Origin of the sequence: Kitasatospora sp. NPDC097691, from assembly GCF_040302665.1 — a bacterium.
Classification (GTDB): Bacteria; Actinomycetota; Actinomycetes; order Streptomycetales; family Streptomycetaceae; genus Kitasatospora.
Genome location: NZ_JBEORY010000070.1, coordinates 12,252 through 26,881 on the forward strand (window position 1 = coordinate 12,252; position 14,630 = coordinate 26,881).

Sequence of the window (14,630 nt, forward strand, 5' to 3'; positions counted from 1 at the left end):
CTACTCCGGGAGGTCCAGCGAGCCGTCCTCGGTGAAGGGGAAGAACGGGTTGTGGGCCAGCTCCCAGAGGTGGCCGTCCGGGTCCTCGAAGTAGCCGGAGTAGCCGCCCCAGGTCGTCGGGACCGGCGGCTTGACCACGACGGCCCCGGCCTCGACGGCCGTCTTCATCGCGGCGTCCACCAGCGCGGGGGACTCCAGGTTCACCGCGAGGGTGACGCCGCGGAAGGACGGCTCGCCGGTGGCGGGCACGCCCGCGTCGGCCGCCAGCTCGTCGGTGGGGAAGAGGCCGAGCGCCGAGTCGGCGGTGCGGAACCAGACGATCTCCGGGCTGGAGGCGGTGGAGCGCCGCCAGCCGAGGCCTTCGTAGAAGCGGGCGCTGCGGTCGAGGTCGGAGACGCCGAGGGTGACGACGCTGATCCTGGCGGGGACGCCGTCCGGTGCCGTGCTGCTGCCCGTGGTGGTGCTGCTCTGTGCTGTCATGCGGCCAGGTTAGGGAGGGCGGCTGACAACCGGGGGTCCTGACACGGCCACCGCCCGCGTCCGGCAGTCGGGCTGATGACCCGGCAGCTGCGGGCACGTAAGGTGGCGTCAGCGGTGCGGGCGCGAGGAGTCGGGGGTGCGGCACAGGATGGTGCGGGAGAGCGGCGGCAGGCCCCAGGAGTGGAACACCGGGCCCTTGGGTCGCGCCCCGGTCCCGGACCGGTCGGGCCAGGAGGATCGATTCGCCGACCAGGAGGACTTCTCCCGCCGAACCCTGGCCGCGCTCGACTTCCCGGTGTACGGCGTGACCGCCGGGCCGGGCCGCACCGGAGAGGCGCTGGCCGCCTTCGAGACCTCCGGCGGCGTGCTGCGCTGGGTCGAGGTGCTGTGCGGCGACTGGCGTTCGGCGGCGGGCCCGTACGTGACGGTGCGGACGTACCGGCCGGGCGCCGAGCGCTGCGAGCCGCTGCCCGAACTGGAGGACGTGGTCGAGGACGAACGGGACCGCGTATACGAGCAGTTGGGCGTCGACGAGGGCGACGGGCCGGGCCGGGTGCGGGCGCTGCGCGCGTGGATCACGGTGGACGGCGAGCCGCGCGCGGTGGAGGTGCACGAGGACCGGCCGGTGCTGCGACCCGGGGCCGCGGCGGCCGACGGGCCCGGGCCGGTGTGGGCCGGGCGGCTGCGGATCGGCGGGCTGACCGTGACGGTCTGCGGGCGCGGGGTGGACCCGGGCGCGGTGGAACTCGGCGGGATCGGCGACTTCGAGCGGTACCTGTGCGGGCGCACCGACCTGCTGCGCGACCTCGCCTCCCGGCGGGCCCGGTACGTCCCGGTCGAGGAGCGCGAACTTCCGCCCGCCGTCGGGCTGGAGGCGCACCGGTCGCTGATCGCGCAGAGCATCGCCGAGACCGCCGCGATCGAGGCGCAGGTCCGGGCCGGGCGCACGCCGCGGCTGCCGCGCGGGCTGCGCGGGGACGCCTGCGCGGTGCGCTGGGAGGCGGCGGTGCGCCAGCAGATGCGGCTGGCCACCGAGACCCGGGAGGAGGCCGCGGCGGCGGTGACCTCGATGGTCAACCACCTCAACCGGCTGTCCCGGCAGACGCACTGGCTGGTGGGCACGGCGGAGGGGGAGGCGGCCGTCGAGGAGGTCGTCCGGTACACGGTGTTCGCGAGCGAGGTGGCGAGCCTGCCCGCGCAGCGGGCCTGGGCGCAGCTGTGGCGGGAGCGGCCCGGCGGCGGTGGGGCCGGGGTGTGGGAGGAGCACCGGCTGGCCGAGCAGCTGTGGCTGGCGGCCTGGGAGCAGTGGCGGACGGCGCGGCGCTGAGGGGGTGGCGCGGCGCTGAGGGGACGGCGCCGTGCCGGGCGATCGGGGCCGGGAACGGGGTGGGGCCGGAGCCGGGAGTGCCGCGAAACCGGTGCTCCCGGACGGGCACTTGGCAAAGCAGAGGTCATATGAAGGTCATCGGTCGGCAAATGGCCGCTCGGATGTGAGGTGGGCGTCACGTCGGGTTCACCCGCCCGGCGGAGCCTGCTGGGCGTCGGCATCCCGCCCCGACGCCCGCTCATCCTTCAGGAGTTGCTGCCATGTCGCTGTCCCGCCGGGACTTCGTCAACCGTTCCACCCTCGTCGGGGCCGGCGTGCTGATCGCCGGCAGCGCCGAGGCCCTGGCCAGCGCCCCCGGTGCGATCGCCGCCCCGGCCGGCGGCGAGGCTCCGGCCGCGGCGGCCGCCGGGACCAACGCGGCGGGCGGCACCGCCGTCGGCTACGGCCAGCTGGTGCAGGACCAGGCCGGACTGCTGTCCCTGCCGAAGGGCTTCTCGTACAAGGTCCTGAACCGGGCCGGCGTCACCAAGCTGCGCACCGGCGAGTTCACCCCGAGCAACCACGACGGCACCTCCGCCTTCGAGGACGAGCACGGCGGCAACTTCATGGTCGTCAACCACGAGCTCTCCGGCGCCCGCGCCAACTGGCCGCACCCGGTGCCGCTGACCGAGGGCCACGTCTACGACCCGGGCGCGGCCGGCGGCTGCACCATCGTGCACGCCAAGCGGGACGGCTCGGTCGAGCAGTGGGTCGGCATCGCCGGCACCGCCACCAACTGCGCGGGCGGCGTGACCCCGTGGGGCACCTGGCTGTCCGGTGAGGAGACCGAGGACAAGGCCGGCAAGAACGGCTTCACCAAGGACCACGGTTACATCTTCGAGGTCGACCCGTTCGACGACGACTACAACCGTGACCCGCAGCCGGTGAAGGCCTTCGGCCGCTACGCGCACGAGGCCGTCGTCGTGGACCCGAAGCGCGGTCAGGTCTACCTGACCGAGGACGCCTCGAACCCGAACGGCCTGCTGTTCCGCTGGACCCCGCCGGCCGGCTTCAAGCACGGCCGCTACCAGCTGCGCAAGCTGGCCGCCGACGCCGGTGTGCTGGAGGCCTTCAAGGTCTTCGACGCGCAGGGCAAGTTCATCGACGACCTCTCCCGCGCCACCAAGGTCGGCACCACCTACGGCGTGGACTGGGTCAAGGTCCAGGACCGCGACGCCACGACCGTCTCCGTCCGCAAGCAGTTCAAGGACGGCGAGGTCACCCGCGCCCGCAAGCTGGAGGGCATGTGGTGGGGTGACGGCGGCTTCTACTTCGTCTCCAGCTTCGCCCGCTCGGAGAGCCCGCTGCAGCACGACGGCCAGGTGTGGTTCTACAACCCGGCCCGCCGCACCATCACCCTGAAGGTCCTGCTGGGCGTCAACACCGACGTCTGGGGCGACCACGACAACTACGACGGCCCGGACAACATCACCGTCTCGCCGTACGGCGGCATCGTGATCTGCGAGGACGGCGAGGGCGTCTCGCACCTGTTCGGCGCCACCGAGGACGGGCTGGTCTACCCGATCGCCCGCAACGAGCTGAACATCGGCACCGCCGAGAAGCCCGAGTTCAGCGAGTTCACCGGGGTGACCTTCTCGGACGACGGCAAGACCCTGTTCGCCAACATCCAGACCCCGGGCATCCAGCTGGCCATCACCGGCCCGTGGCGCCGGCTGAACGAGCACAAGCGCGGCCAGGGCTACGGCGAGTGACGGTCCGTCAGTCCTGATCCCGACGGCTGCCCGCGGACCACTCGTCCGCGGGCAGCCGCAGTTGCAGCATCGCCAGCAGCCGCTGCTGCGGCTGGGCGAGGTCGATGCCGGTCAACTGCTCGGCGCGGCGCACCCGGTAGCGCAGGGTGTTGGGGTGGATGTGCAGGGCGTCCGCGGCCACCCGGACCTCACCGAGCGCGTCCAGCCAGGCCAGCACCGACTCGGCCAGCCGGGTGCCGTGCCGGCGGTCGTACTCGGTGAGCGCGGTGAGCCGCGGGTCCCGCAGGCCGGTGCGCTCCTGCAGCAGCGCGACCATCTCGCTGACCAGCACCTCCGCCTGGACGTCGATCAGTGCCGCGACGTCGAGGTCGACGCCGCCGCGGCCCATCGCGTCCAGGATGCGGTCCGCCTGCGCGCGGGATTCGGGCACCTGGGCCAGGCCGTCGACGGTCGAGCCGATCGCGGCGCGCAGCGTGACGCCGAGGTGCTCCCGGGTCGCCGTCACCACCTCGGAGGCCCAGTCGCGCACGGTGGTCATCGGCAGGCCCGGCGGCAGCTCGGGCAGCAGCACGTACACCCTGGACTCGATCGGGGCGAGCAGCGCGGTGCGGTGCCGGGCGGCGGTGTGCACCGAGATCAGGCCGGTGACGTCGGCGCGGTGCAGCGCCTCGGTGGTGTGCGCGCCGTACGCCAGCACGGTGGCCGGGCGGCGCAGGTCCAGGCCGAGGTGGGTGGCGAGCGACTGGGGGCCGGTGGAGCCCTCCAGCAGCCCGGTGAGCAGCGTCTGGGTCAGCCGGACGTCGGCGGACAGCTCCCGGCGGCGGCGCACCAGCTGGGCGGCCGCGACGCGGGCGGCGCCGACCAGCGCCTGCTCGGCCAGCGGGGCCAGGGGTTGCGCGCCCTCCTGCACCCAGATGGTGCCGAGCGGCTGCGTCCCGGCCCGGATGCCGACGGCCAGGCGGCGGCGCAGGCCGAGCTCGGGGTGCGGCTCGACCGCGATCGGGGTGTCCGAGCTGCGCAGGTGCTGGAAGATGCCCCACTCGCGGAGCTTGGACAGGTACGGCTCCGGGCCCTGCCAGCCGAGGATGGAGAGCCGGCGCAGGTCGTCGACCTCGTCGGAGTCGGAGGAGCGGGAGTAGGCCAGCACCCGGCTCGAGGTGTCCTCGATCGAGACGATGCCGTTGGTGAGCACGGCGACGGTCTGGGCGAGGGAGAAGAGGTCGCCCGCGTTGGGCTCGGGGGCGCCGGGCGCGTCCGGGGCGTCCGGCCCGGCGATGATCGCCCGGGCCAGCGAGTCGAGGTGCTCCCAGCGGGTCTCCCGGCGCACCGAGAGCAGGGCCACGCCCGCCTCGGTGGCGGCCTCGCGCAGCGCGTCGGCCTGGCCGGGGCCGTCCAGCTTGACCGCGACGGCGGCCGCGCCGGCCCGGCCGGCCGCGCGCAGGGCGGGGAAGGCGGCGCGGCCGCGGGCGCCGATCGCGAGGACGAGTTCGCCGGGGGAGGCGGTCGGCGGGTCCTCCGGGTCGAGGATCGCGACGTCGCGGACGGGGACGTCCAACCCCTGCGGAGCGGCCTGGAGTTCGACCAGGGGCTCGCCGAGGGACATCAGCAGCCGGCGGAGTGGCAGGCCGGGCGTGGTCACTGTGGGCCTCCTTCCCGCCGTCCTCATCCGTCTTCGTCCCCCTTCATTCCGCCTTCATCCGTTCGGACAACGGCGTGTGGTTGATTTTAGCCGGATGGACAGAGTCGGGATTCGTCGATCCTGAATAGTTGACCCTGACTATCCGAGAATGGATAGTCAGTACCGACCAAGTGATGGGGAACGCTCTCATGGCGAAGCGACGCAAGGTGTCGAACCCGCTGGCCCTCGCGGTCATGGCCGAGCTCACGGCCGAGCCGATGCACCCGTACGAGATGGGGCGCCGGCTCAAGGAGCACGGCAAGGACCGCAACATCAAGTACAACCGCAGCTCGCTCTACATGGTCGTGGAGCAGCTGCGGAAGGCCGGGTTCGTCGCCGAGCAGGAGACCGTCCGCGACACCCAGCGGCCCGAGCGCACCGTCTACGCCCTCACCCCCGAGGGCAAGGCGGAGCTCGACGACTGGATGCGCGAGTGGATCGCCGAACCGCAGGTGGAGTACCCGGCCTTCGGGGTGGCGCTGTGCCTGCTCGTGGTGGTGCCGACCGCCGAGGCGGTCGACCTGCTCGGCCGGCGGCTGGCGGCGCTGGACGCGCGGATCGACGAGACCCGCGGCCAGCTGCACAAGGCCGCGGGGATGGCCGTCCACCCGATGTTCGTCATCGAGGACGAGTACGAACTCGCGCTGCTGAGGGCGGAGCGGAGCTTCACCGAGAACCTCATCGCACAGCTCGGGGACCCGGAGTTCAACCGGACCCTGCAGGACTTCATGAGGAGCCTGGAATGAGCACCATCGGAACCACCGGCAACACCGGAACCACTGGCAACTCCGGCACTACCGGCAACCCCGGCACCACCCGGAAGGCGCTGGTCATCGGCGGCGGCATCGCCGGACCGGTGATGGCGCTGGCACTGCGCAAGGCCGGCATCGAGCCGGTCGTGTTCGAGGCGTACGGCAGCTCCGCCGAGGGCATCGGCGGCGCCTTCATGATCGCCCCCAACGGGCTCGGCGCCCTGGCCGTCGTCGGGCTGGAGGCGGAGGTCGGCCGGATCGGGCAACCGGTCGGGCCGATGGTGATCGAGGACGGCAAGGGCGGCGTGCTGGCCGAGTTCGCCGGCCTCGCCGACCTGCCGCGTGGCCGGGTGATGCGCCGCGCCGAGCTCTACGAGGTGCTGCAGCGGCGCCTGCAGGAGACCGGCGTCGAGGTGCACTGGGGCAAGCGGCTGGTCGGCGCCGAGGAGGGCGCCGACGGCGTCACCGCCCGGTTCGCCGACGGCAGCAGTGCCACCGGCGACCTGCTGATCGGCACCGACGGCACCCGCTCCACCGTCCGCACCCTGATCGACCCGGCCGCGCCCGCCGCCCGGTACACCGGACTGTTCGGCATCGGCGGCTACAGCTCCTACCGGCTGCCAGGCCGGGCCGGACGCGGCGAGTCCGTCCACTTCGCCAACGGCGCCCGCGCCTTCTTCGGCTACTGGGGCCTGGCCGACGGCAGTGGCACCGCCTGGTTCAGCAACATCCCGCAGCCCGAGCCGCTGGCTCCCGAGGAGGCCCGTGCCGTCGGCATGGCGGAGTGGCTGCGCCGCTGCCGCGAGCTGCACTCCGCCGACGTGCCCGCCCGCGAGGTGCTGCGGATGGCGGACGCGGAGACCATGGACATCTTCCCGCGGCTGGAGATCATGCCGTCCGTGCCGCGCTGGTACCGCGGCCGGATGGTCCTCGTCGGGGACTCGGTGCACGCCCCGTCCAACAGCTCCGGCCAGGGCGTCTCGCTGGCCGTCGAGAGCGCCGTCGAACTCGCCCGCTGCCTGCGCGACCTGCCCGACCACACCGCCGCCTTCGCCGCGTACGAGGCGCTGCGGCGGCCCCGGGTCGAGAAGATCGCCGCCGACGCGGCCCGCACCAACAGCCAGAAGTCCTCCGGGGCGGTCGGGCGGATGATGTTCAAGCTGGTCGCGCCGATCGCGATGCGGACCTTCATGAGCCCGGAGAAGATGCTCCGGCCGGTGCACGGCTACCGGATCGACTGGGATCGCCGGGTGGCCCCGGTCGCCCTGGATGGCCCGGGTGCCGGCACGCGGACGGGCGCGGGTGCGACGGGGCGTCACGGGCGGGACAAGCACGCGGCCTGACGGTCGGGCGCGGGGACGGCGGCGGAGACGGTAACGGGTCGGCCGACGCGGGGGCGGGGCCGACCGTGACCGCGGCGTGACCCCCTTCGTCGGGCCGGACAACGCCGTACGGGGGAATTTAGCCGCCCGGCCAATCAAGAGGCCGGGTAGCCAGGAATAGCGTTCGTGCTGTGGCCGGCGTGCGACCCGCGCCGGCAATCCCCCCGCATTGAACGAAGGAGAGCGTGCGCTCTATGGACGCTGTGACCCAGGTCCCCGCGCCGGTGAACGAGCCGGTCCACAGCTACGCCCCCGGGAGCCCGGAACGGGCCCGTCTGGAGGCCAAGCTGAAGGAGCTGGGCGGCCAGGAGCCGGTCCAGCTGACCATGACGATCAACGGTGAGCGCCGGATGGGCGGCGGCACCGAGATCCACGTCGTCCAGCCGCACAACCACGCGGCTCGGCTCGGCACCCTGCGCAACGCCACCCAGGCCGACGCGCAGGACGCCATCGACACTGCCCTGGCCGCGGCCCCGGCCTGGCAGGCGCTCTCCTTCGACTCCCGCGCCGCGATCTTCCTCAAGGCCGCCGACCTGCTGGCCGGCCCCTGGCGCGAGACCCTGGCCGCCGCCACCATGCTCGGCCAGTCCAAGACCGCGCAGCAGGCCGAGATCGACACCCCCTGCGAGCTGGTCGACTTCCTGCGCTTCAACGTGCACTTCGCCCGCCAGATCATGGCCGAGCAGCCGGTCTCCTCGGACGGCGTGTGGAACCGCAGCGACCACCGCCCGCTGGAGGGCTTCGTCTACGCGATCACCCCGTTCAACTTCACCGCGATCGCCGGCAACCTGCCGACCGCGCCCGCGCTGATGGGCAACGTGGTGCTGTGGAAGCCGTCCCCGACCCAGCAGTACTCCGCGCACCTGCTGATGCAGCTGCTGGAGGAGGCCGGCCTGCCCAAGGGCGTCATCAACATGGTGACCGGCGACGGCCTGGCCGTCTCCGAGGTCGCGCTGAAGCACCCGGCGCTGGCCGGCATCCACTTCACCGGCTCCACCGCCACCTTCCAGCACCTGTGGCGCGAGGTCGGCACCAACATCTCGCAGTACCGCACCTACCCGCGGATCGTCGGCGAGACCGGTGGCAAGGACTTCCTGGTTGCCCACCCGTCGGCCGACCCGAAGGTCCTGAAGACCGCGATGACCCGCGGCGCCTTCGAGTTCCAGGGCCAGAAGTGCTCGGCGCTCTCCCGCGCCTACGTCCCCGCCTCGCTGTGGGCCGGACTGAAGGACGAGTTCGCGGCCGAGGTCGACGGCCTCACCATGGGCGACGTCACCGACCTGTCGAACTTCATGTCGGCCGTCATCGACGACCGCGCGTTCGCCAAGAACAAGGCCGCGATCGACCGCGCCCGGGCGGACTCCTCCGTGGAGGTCCTCGCCGGCGGCACCTACGACGACTCGGTCGGCTACTTCGTCCGCCCGACCGTCCTGGTCTGCCAGGACCCGGCGAGCGAGTACTTCAAGGACGAGTACTTCGGCCCGATCCTGGCCGTGCACGTCTACGAGGACGAGAAGTACGAGGAGATGCTGGCCCAGATGGAGTCGGTGTCCGCGTACGGCCTGACCGGCGCGATCATCTCCCAGGACCGCGCGGCGGCCCAGGACGCGATGCACAAGCTGCGCTTCGCCGCCGGCAACTTCTACATCAACGACAAGCCGACCGGCGCCGTCGTCGGCCAGCAGCCCTTCGGCGGCGGCCGGGCCTCCGGCACCAACGACAAGGCCGGCGCCAAGCAGAACCTGGCGCGCTGGACCTCGACCCGCTCGGTCAAGGAGACCTTCGTCCCGCCGACGGACTACCGCTACCCGCACATGGGCTGACACGCCCCGAAGTGCCGACCGCACGGTTCGTCCAGTAGCCACCGGTCACCCGCGACGCCCGGCCCCGCAGCCGGGCGTCGCCCGCCGGGGCGGCGGACCACCCCCGTACCGCCGCCCCGGCCCTTCTGCCACCCTTAAGAAGCACCAGCTCCAGGAGTCACGATGCTCCGTTCCGCCCTTCTCGCGGCCTCCCGGTCCCCGCAGGTCCGCACCGTGGTCGAGAAGTTCCCCCCGACCCACGCGATAGTCGAGCGCTTCGTCGCGGGCGAGGCCCTCGACGACGCGGTCACCGCCTGCGACGACCTGGTCGCCACCGGCCGCAAGGTCACCCTGGACCACCTCGGCGAGGACACCCAGGACGCCTCCCAGGCCGCCGGCACCGCCGAGGCCTACGAGCACCTGCTCAAGGCCCTCAAGGAGACCGGCCTGGCGGCCGGCGCCGAGGTGTCGGTCAAGCTGTCGGCCGTCGGCCAGTTCCTCCCGGTGGACGGCGAGAAGATCGCGCTGGAGAACGCCCGCCGCATCTGCGAGGCCGCCGCCGACGCGGGCACCACGGTGACCCTCGACATGGAGGACCACACCACCACCGACTCCACCCTCGCCATCGCGCGCGAGCTGCGGGCGGACTTCCCCTGGCTGGGCGTCGTGCTCCAGGCCTACCTGCGCCGCACCGAGGCCGACTGCCGCGAGTTCTCCGGCCCCGGCTCGCGCGTGCGCCTGTGCAAGGGCGCCTACAAGGAGCCCGAGTCGGTCGCCTTCCAGGGCAAGCACGACGTCGACCTCGCGTACGTCCGCGCGCTGAAGATCCTGATGGCGGGCGAGGGCTACCCGATGATCGCCTCGCACGACCCCAACATGATCAAGATCGCCGGCCAGCTGGCCCAGTGGAACAACCGCACCCGGGACTCCTTCGAGTACCAGATGCTCTACGGCATCCGCCCCGAGGAACAGCTGCGCCTCGCCGGCGAGGGCAACACGATGCGCGTGTACCTCCCGTACGGCCAGGAATGGTACGGCTACTTCATGCGCCGCCTCGCCGAGCGCCCGGCCAACCTGACCTTCTTCCTGCGCGCCATGGCCACCCGCAGCTGACCCCGGCGCCACCGAACGGACGGCCCGCACCCCTGACGGGGGGTGCGGGCCGTTTTCGTGGTTTCCGGAGTACGTGGTTCTAGAGGAAGTCCTTGGTGTCCAGGTCGAACTCGAAGGGGGCGGGGATCGTGAGCGGCTCGCCGAAGGCGGCGAGGCGAATGCCCTTGTGCTGCGACATCTGCATCTCGGTGGCCGACTCCTGCCACACCTGATCGGCCAACTCGCTGAGGAGGTGGGCGTGATGGCCGTCACCGGGTGGTTCGATGAGGATCTCGCCTTCGAGGAGTTCGGCGCGGAGTCCTTCAGGGGTGTCGAGATCGAGAAACAGCTCGAGGAGGATGGCGCTCTCGGTCGCGTCCATGGAAGTCCTCTCGTTCCGGCTTGCGCGCAGCCTATTGGGTTCGATGATGTGTCGGGCGGGTTCGCGTGGAGATCACTCGATGGCGTGGTTTGCTGGTGAACTGGGCTTTCGGTGGGAGGAGTTGGGGATGCTGAAGGAGTTCGCGGGGCTGTCGACCCCGTTGGTGGCGGATGCGTGTGTGCGGCTCGGGGTGGGGCTGCGGGCGGCCCCGGTGGGGGTCGGCGGGGTGGCCGCGGGGAGCCGGGTGGCGGGGCGCGTGCTGCCGGTGCGCCACTACGGGAGCGTCGACGTGTTCCTGGAGGCGTACGGGGCCGCGCGGGACGGGGACGTCCTGGTGATCGACAACGGCGGGCGGACGGACGAGGCCTGCATCGGGGACCTCGCGGTGCTGGAGGCGCGGGCCGCCGGCGTGGCCGGGATCGTGGTCTGGGGGCTGCACCGCGACACCCCCGAGCTGCTGGAGATCGGGCTGCCGGTGTTCAGTTACGGCGCGCTGCCGCTCGGGCCCGTGCGGCTGGACGAGCGGGAGCCGGAGGCCCTGCTGTCGGCGCGGGTCGGGCCGCACGCGGTGACCGTCGGGGACGTGGTGTTCGCCGACCCGGACGGGGTGCTGTTCGTCCCGGCCGACCGGGTCGAGGAGGTACTGGAGACGGCGGGCGCGATCGCCCGGACCGAGCGCGCGCAGGCCGGGCGGATCGCCTCCGGGGACACGCTGCGCCGCCAGACCGCCTTCGACGACTACCTGGAGCGCCGCGCCGCCGACCCGTCGTACAGCTTCCGGCAGCACCTGCGGCGGGTCGGCGGGGCGATCGAGGAGTAACCGCTCTACAGGGGGCGGTACATGACGTGCAGGCCGACGTAGCCGTCGACGGGGTGGCGGAAGGCCTCGGGGACGGTGCCGACGATCTCGAAGCCCAGCGACTCGTAGAGCTTCACGGCGTGGTGGTTGTTGGCGACCACCGCGTTGAACTGCATGGCGCGGAAGCCCGCCCGGCGGGCCCAGTCGAGGGTGTACTCGACCAGGGCCCGCCCGATGCCCTTGCCGTGATGGGCCGGGTCGACCAGGTAGCTGGCGCTGGCGACGTGCGAGCCGTTGCCGGGTCGGTTGCGGTTCATGTTGGCGGTGCCGACGATCCGCCCGTCGTCGTCCACCGCGACCACCGTGCGGTTGGGGGCGGTGAGCATCCACCACTCCCGGCCGAGCTCGGAGGGCATGTCGAGGGGGTAGGGGAAGGTCTCGCCGGCGGCGACGACGGTCCGGAAGAACGGCCAGATGGCGGGCCAGTCGTCGGGGGTGGCTTCGCGGATGATCATCGGACAAGGATGATCCGGAGCGCCGAGCCGGGCCAGTGGTTTTCCACGGCGTTCCGAGGCGCCGTCCGGTGGTCGGAGGGTCGGTGGCCGGCCCGCTCGGTGGTCGGCGGGTCAGCTGCCGAGGATGGCGTTCTCGACGATGGCGGCGGCGTTGGCCTGGCCCCGGGCGTTCGGGTGCACCAGCGCGTACTTCAGGGGGAGGATGCTGGTCAGCAGGCCGTCCAGCCAGTGGTCGGCGTCGCAGACGCTGTGGCCGGCGGTGGAGGGGTAGAGGTCGACGAAGGTGTCGCCCTGGGCGGCGGTGGTCCGGGCGATGGCCGCGTTGAGCGGCTCCACGATCGCGGTGCGGGCCCAGGCGAGGTCGCCGGTGGTGAAGGTGGCGAACTGGCGCAGGTCGCCGTACGTGCAGAGGTTGACGTCCTCGGGGACGAGGTGCGGGTAGCCGACGGTGAGGACCTTGGCGGACGGGGCCTTGGCGTGCAGGGCGCTGAGCATCCGGTCGTAGCCGTCGCGGAGTCCGACGAAGCGGCCGGGCAGGCTCGCGTCGTACGCGTCCTTGCAGGGGGTGCCCTGGCCGAGGTGGGTGGCGCCGAGTTCGATGCAGTTCTTGAGGATCTCGGCGAAGCCGAGGTCGTTGCCGCCGATGCCGACGGTGATCAGGTCGGTGGCCGGGCCCACGGCGTCGATCTGCGGCGGGACGGGCGGGTAGGGGGCGTTCGGGTCGGAGCCGAGCGGCGGGAGGGGGCGGCCGAGCGGGGAGAGCTTGGTGGCGCGGACGTTCTCCGTGGTGGCGCCACTGCAGCTGACGTTGTGCTGGTCGACCAGGGAGCCGAGGTCGCGACGGACGATCTCGGGGTAGGACCCGACGGTGCGGGCGCAGCCGTCGACCGGCTCGGTCTCGTCGCCGGTGGCCTCGATGACGCCGGCGGTGTACGAGTCGCCCATCGCCACCCAGGCCAGGGCCTGGGCGCGGGCGGACGGCCTGGCGGCGGCCTGGGCGGCGGTGGGGGTGGTCAGCCCGGCGGCGAGGACGACGGCGGTGCCGGCGACGGCGAGGCGGGACGGGAAGTGTGGCACGGTCTCTCCTCAGCGAGTGCGGGGGAGAGTGCGATTCACCCCCCTGAGAGTCAATCGAGCCGCTGCGTGGACGACTTGATGCCTCAGGAGGGTGAAATCGTGGGCGTGGGCGTGACGAGGGCGGCGGGTGGCGGGGTGATGGCCCGGACCGGCCGGGACCGGCCCGGACCGCCGGGCCCGCTCGCTCAGAGCAGCGCGGCGGCGGGCTCGATCATCGCCCGCGCGGTCTTGCCGTCGACGTACTCGCCGAGCGCGGTCATCTCCCACTCGCCACCCGGGCGGCGGACCAGCTTGCACATCACCACGCCGGTGCGCGGCTCGGAGTGGGTGAGGTCGAAGCGGACCAGTTCCTCGTTGCTGCCCGCGTCCAGCAGGCGGCAGTAGGCGTTCTTCACGTCCGTGAACTTCTGGCCGGAGAAGGAGTTGACGACGAAGACCAGCCCGTGGACCTCGGCCGGCAGGCCCTCCAGGTGGACGGTGATCATCTCGTCGTCACCGTCGCCGCCGCCGGTGAGGTTGTCGCCGGAGTGGGCGATGGCGCCGTTGAAGATGTTCAGCTTCATGAACCAGGCCGTCTCCAGCCGCTTGTGGCGGGCGTCGAAGGCGAGGCAGGAGGCGTCCAGGTCGACGCTGCGGCCGCGGCCGGCCGGCTCCCAGCCCAGGGCCATCCGGACCGAGGAGAGGAAGGGGCGGCCGTTCTTGATCAGGGAGACGGAGCTGCCCTTGACCAGGCTGACCCGGCCCTTGTCCAGGGTGATCTTCGCCGGCGCGGCCGGGGCCGGGGGCGCGGCGGGCGGCGCGGGCGGGACCGGGGGCAGCTGGTGGGAGCCGGTGGCGAGGGCGATCCGGGGGTCGACCGGGGCGGCGGGCGGGGCTGCGGGGGCCGCCGGGGGAGCGGGCGGGGTGGGGAGCTGGACGGTCGGGGCGGCCGGGGCCGGAGCCTGCGGGGTGCTCGGGGCGGGGGCCGGGGCGGCCTCGGCGGCCGGGGCCGGGGTGTCCTCGACACTGACGCCGAAGTCGGTGGCGATGCCCGCGAGGCCGTTGGCGTAGCCCTGGCCGACGGCGCGCACCTTCCAGGCGCCGTTGCGGAGGTAGACCTCGACCACGATCAGCGCGGTCTCCACGCCGAGCCGGGGCGGGGTGAAGGTGGCCAGGACCTCGCCGCTGTCGGCGTCGCGGACGGTGGCGGTGGGCTCCGTCCCGGCGAAGGTGGAGACCTGGTCGGCGGGGCTGGCGGTGACCACGATCTTGGTGATGTCGGCCGGGACGGCCCGGGTGTCGACGGTGATCGCGTCGGGAGTTCCGGCGGCGGCCGGGCGGTGGCTGACGCCGGGGCCGTTCGGGGCGTTGAAGAAGACGAAGTCGTCGTCCGAGCGCACCTTTCCGGCGTCGGTCAGCAGCAGGCCGGAGACGTCCAGCGCCTTGGGCGCGGTGACCTCGACGGTCACTCGCGCGGCGGTCAGCGGTGCGTTGCCGCCTTGGGTCAGGACGGTGGGCACGGACTCCTCCTCGGGTGCGGAACGACGGCCCCGGGCGGGGGCTGTTGGGGCGCCCGGCCGGGTGCTGCCCACAGTAACGAACGAGGGTGCGGGG

General features: G+C 72.8%; 13 protein-coding genes. 7 read left to right on the forward strand and 6 right to left on the reverse strand.

The genetic code is table 11. The annotated features are described in order from the left end of the window. Positions 1-480 (reverse strand): VOC family protein, encoded by a 480-nt coding sequence (locus ABTY56_RS33475; protein ID WP_350633143.1) that lies wholly within the window; start codon positions 478-480, stop codon positions 1-3. A 136-nt stretch (positions 481-616) separates the two neighbouring features. Between ABTY56_RS33475 and ABTY56_RS33480 the strand changes: the two genes are divergently transcribed. Together ABTY56_RS33480 and ABTY56_RS33485 are read left to right on the forward strand one after the other, a co-directional pair. Next, the gene (locus ABTY56_RS33480) at positions 617-1,807 is read left to right on the forward strand and encodes a hypothetical protein (protein WP_350633144.1); all 1,191 of its coding nucleotides are present in this window, start codon (positions 617-619) and stop codon (positions 1,805-1,807) included. Positions 1,808-2,067: 260 nt separating this feature from the next. Further along, positions 2,068-3,558 carry an alkaline phosphatase PhoX gene (locus ABTY56_RS33485; protein WP_350633145.1) on the forward strand — a complete coding sequence of 497 codons (1,491 nt, stop codon included), beginning with the start codon at positions 2,068-2,070 and terminating at the stop codon, positions 3,556-3,558. Positions 3,559-3,565: 7 nt separating this feature from the next. On the opposite strand, the gene ABTY56_RS33490 is transcribed toward ABTY56_RS33485, so the two are convergent. Next, on the reverse strand, positions 3,566-5,197 hold the full coding sequence (locus ABTY56_RS33490; protein WP_350633146.1) for a PucR family transcriptional regulator: 1,632 nt from the start codon (positions 5,195-5,197) through the stop codon (positions 3,566-3,568). 188 nt (positions 5,198-5,385) lie between these two features. On the opposite strand from ABTY56_RS33490, the gene ABTY56_RS33495 reads away from it, so the two are divergent. From ABTY56_RS33495 to ABTY56_RS33510, 4 genes are all read left to right on the forward strand, one after another. After that, positions 5,386-5,982, forward strand: coding sequence for a PadR family transcriptional regulator (locus ABTY56_RS33495; RefSeq protein ID WP_350633147.1), 597 nt, complete (start codon positions 5,386-5,388; stop codon positions 5,980-5,982). Continuing rightward, entirely contained in the window at positions 5,979-7,331 is a 1,353-nt protein-coding gene (locus tag ABTY56_RS33500) for an FAD-dependent oxidoreductase (RefSeq protein ID WP_350633148.1), read from the forward strand. The genes ABTY56_RS33495 and ABTY56_RS33500 overlap by 4 nt, the downstream gene beginning before the upstream one ends. A gap of 233 nt (positions 7,332-7,564) precedes the next feature. Beyond that, positions 7,565-9,193: an L-glutamate gamma-semialdehyde dehydrogenase gene (pruA, locus tag ABTY56_RS33505; protein WP_350633149.1), complete on the forward strand. Its 1,629-nt coding sequence runs from the start codon at positions 7,565-7,567 to the stop codon at positions 9,191-9,193. Positions 9,194-9,355: 162 nt separating this feature from the next. Next, a complete protein-coding gene (locus ABTY56_RS33510; protein ID WP_350633150.1) occupies positions 9,356-10,285 on the forward strand; it encodes a proline dehydrogenase family protein in 930 nt (309 codons plus the stop codon). A 79-nt stretch (positions 10,286-10,364) separates the two neighbouring features. Here ABTY56_RS33510 and ABTY56_RS33515 read toward each other — a convergent pair whose 3' ends face one another. After that, positions 10,365-10,646, reverse strand: a complete 282-nt coding sequence (locus tag ABTY56_RS33515; RefSeq protein WP_350633151.1) for a PDDEXK family nuclease — start codon at positions 10,644-10,646, stop codon at positions 10,365-10,367. A 127-nt stretch (positions 10,647-10,773) separates the two neighbouring features. Between ABTY56_RS33515 and ABTY56_RS33520 the strand changes: the two genes are divergently transcribed. After that, positions 10,774-11,466, forward strand: coding sequence for an RraA family protein (locus tag ABTY56_RS33520; RefSeq protein WP_350633152.1), 693 nt, complete (start codon positions 10,774-10,776; stop codon positions 11,464-11,466). A gap of 5 nt (positions 11,467-11,471) precedes the next feature. Here ABTY56_RS33520 and ABTY56_RS33525 read toward each other — a convergent pair whose 3' ends face one another. The 3 genes from ABTY56_RS33525 to ABTY56_RS33535 form a co-directional block, all read right to left on the reverse strand. Next, entirely contained in the window at positions 11,472-11,960 is a 489-nt protein-coding gene (locus ABTY56_RS33525; RefSeq protein WP_350633153.1) for a GNAT family N-acetyltransferase, read from the reverse strand. Positions 11,961-12,071: 111 nt separating this feature from the next. Continuing rightward, entirely contained in the window at positions 12,072-13,037 is a 966-nt protein-coding gene (locus ABTY56_RS33530; protein WP_350633154.1) for an SGNH/GDSL hydrolase family protein, read from the reverse strand. Between the two features lie 185 nt (positions 13,038-13,222). After that, on the reverse strand, positions 13,223-14,524 hold the full coding sequence (locus tag ABTY56_RS33535; RefSeq protein ID WP_350633176.1) for a TerD family protein: 1,302 nt from the start codon (positions 14,522-14,524) through the stop codon (positions 13,223-13,225). Positions 14,525-14,630: the final 106 nt, after the last annotated feature.

What these genes read in the sequence shown, in the direction of transcription:
- ABTY56_RS33475 (WP_350633143.1), bottom strand. Translation starts at nt 480, where the DNA reads ATGACAGCACAGAGCAGCACCACCACGGGCAGCAGCACGGCACCGGAC.
- ABTY56_RS33485 (WP_350633145.1), top strand. Translation starts at nt 2,068, where the DNA reads ATGTCGCTGTCCCGCCGGGACTTCGTCAACCGTTCCACCCTCGTCGGG.
- pruA (WP_350633149.1), top strand. Translation starts at nt 7,565, where the DNA reads ATGGACGCTGTGACCCAGGTCCCCGCGCCGGTGAACGAGCCGGTCCAC.
- ABTY56_RS33510 (WP_350633150.1), top strand. Translation starts at nt 9,356, where the DNA reads ATGCTCCGTTCCGCCCTTCTCGCGGCCTCCCGGTCCCCGCAGGTCCGC.
- ABTY56_RS33500 (WP_350633148.1), top strand. Translation starts at nt 5,979, where the DNA reads ATGAGCACCATCGGAACCACCGGCAACACCGGAACCACTGGCAACTCC.
- ABTY56_RS33520 (WP_350633152.1), top strand. Translation starts at nt 10,774, where the DNA reads ATGCTGAAGGAGTTCGCGGGGCTGTCGACCCCGTTGGTGGCGGATGCG.
- ABTY56_RS33495 (WP_350633147.1), top strand. Translation starts at nt 5,386, where the DNA reads ATGGCGAAGCGACGCAAGGTGTCGAACCCGCTGGCCCTCGCGGTCATG.
- ABTY56_RS33525 (WP_350633153.1), bottom strand. Translation starts at nt 11,960, where the DNA reads ATGATCATCCGCGAAGCCACCCCCGACGACTGGCCCGCCATCTGGCCG.
- ABTY56_RS33515 (WP_350633151.1), bottom strand. Translation starts at nt 10,646, where the DNA reads ATGGACGCGACCGAGAGCGCCATCCTCCTCGAGCTGTTTCTCGATCTC.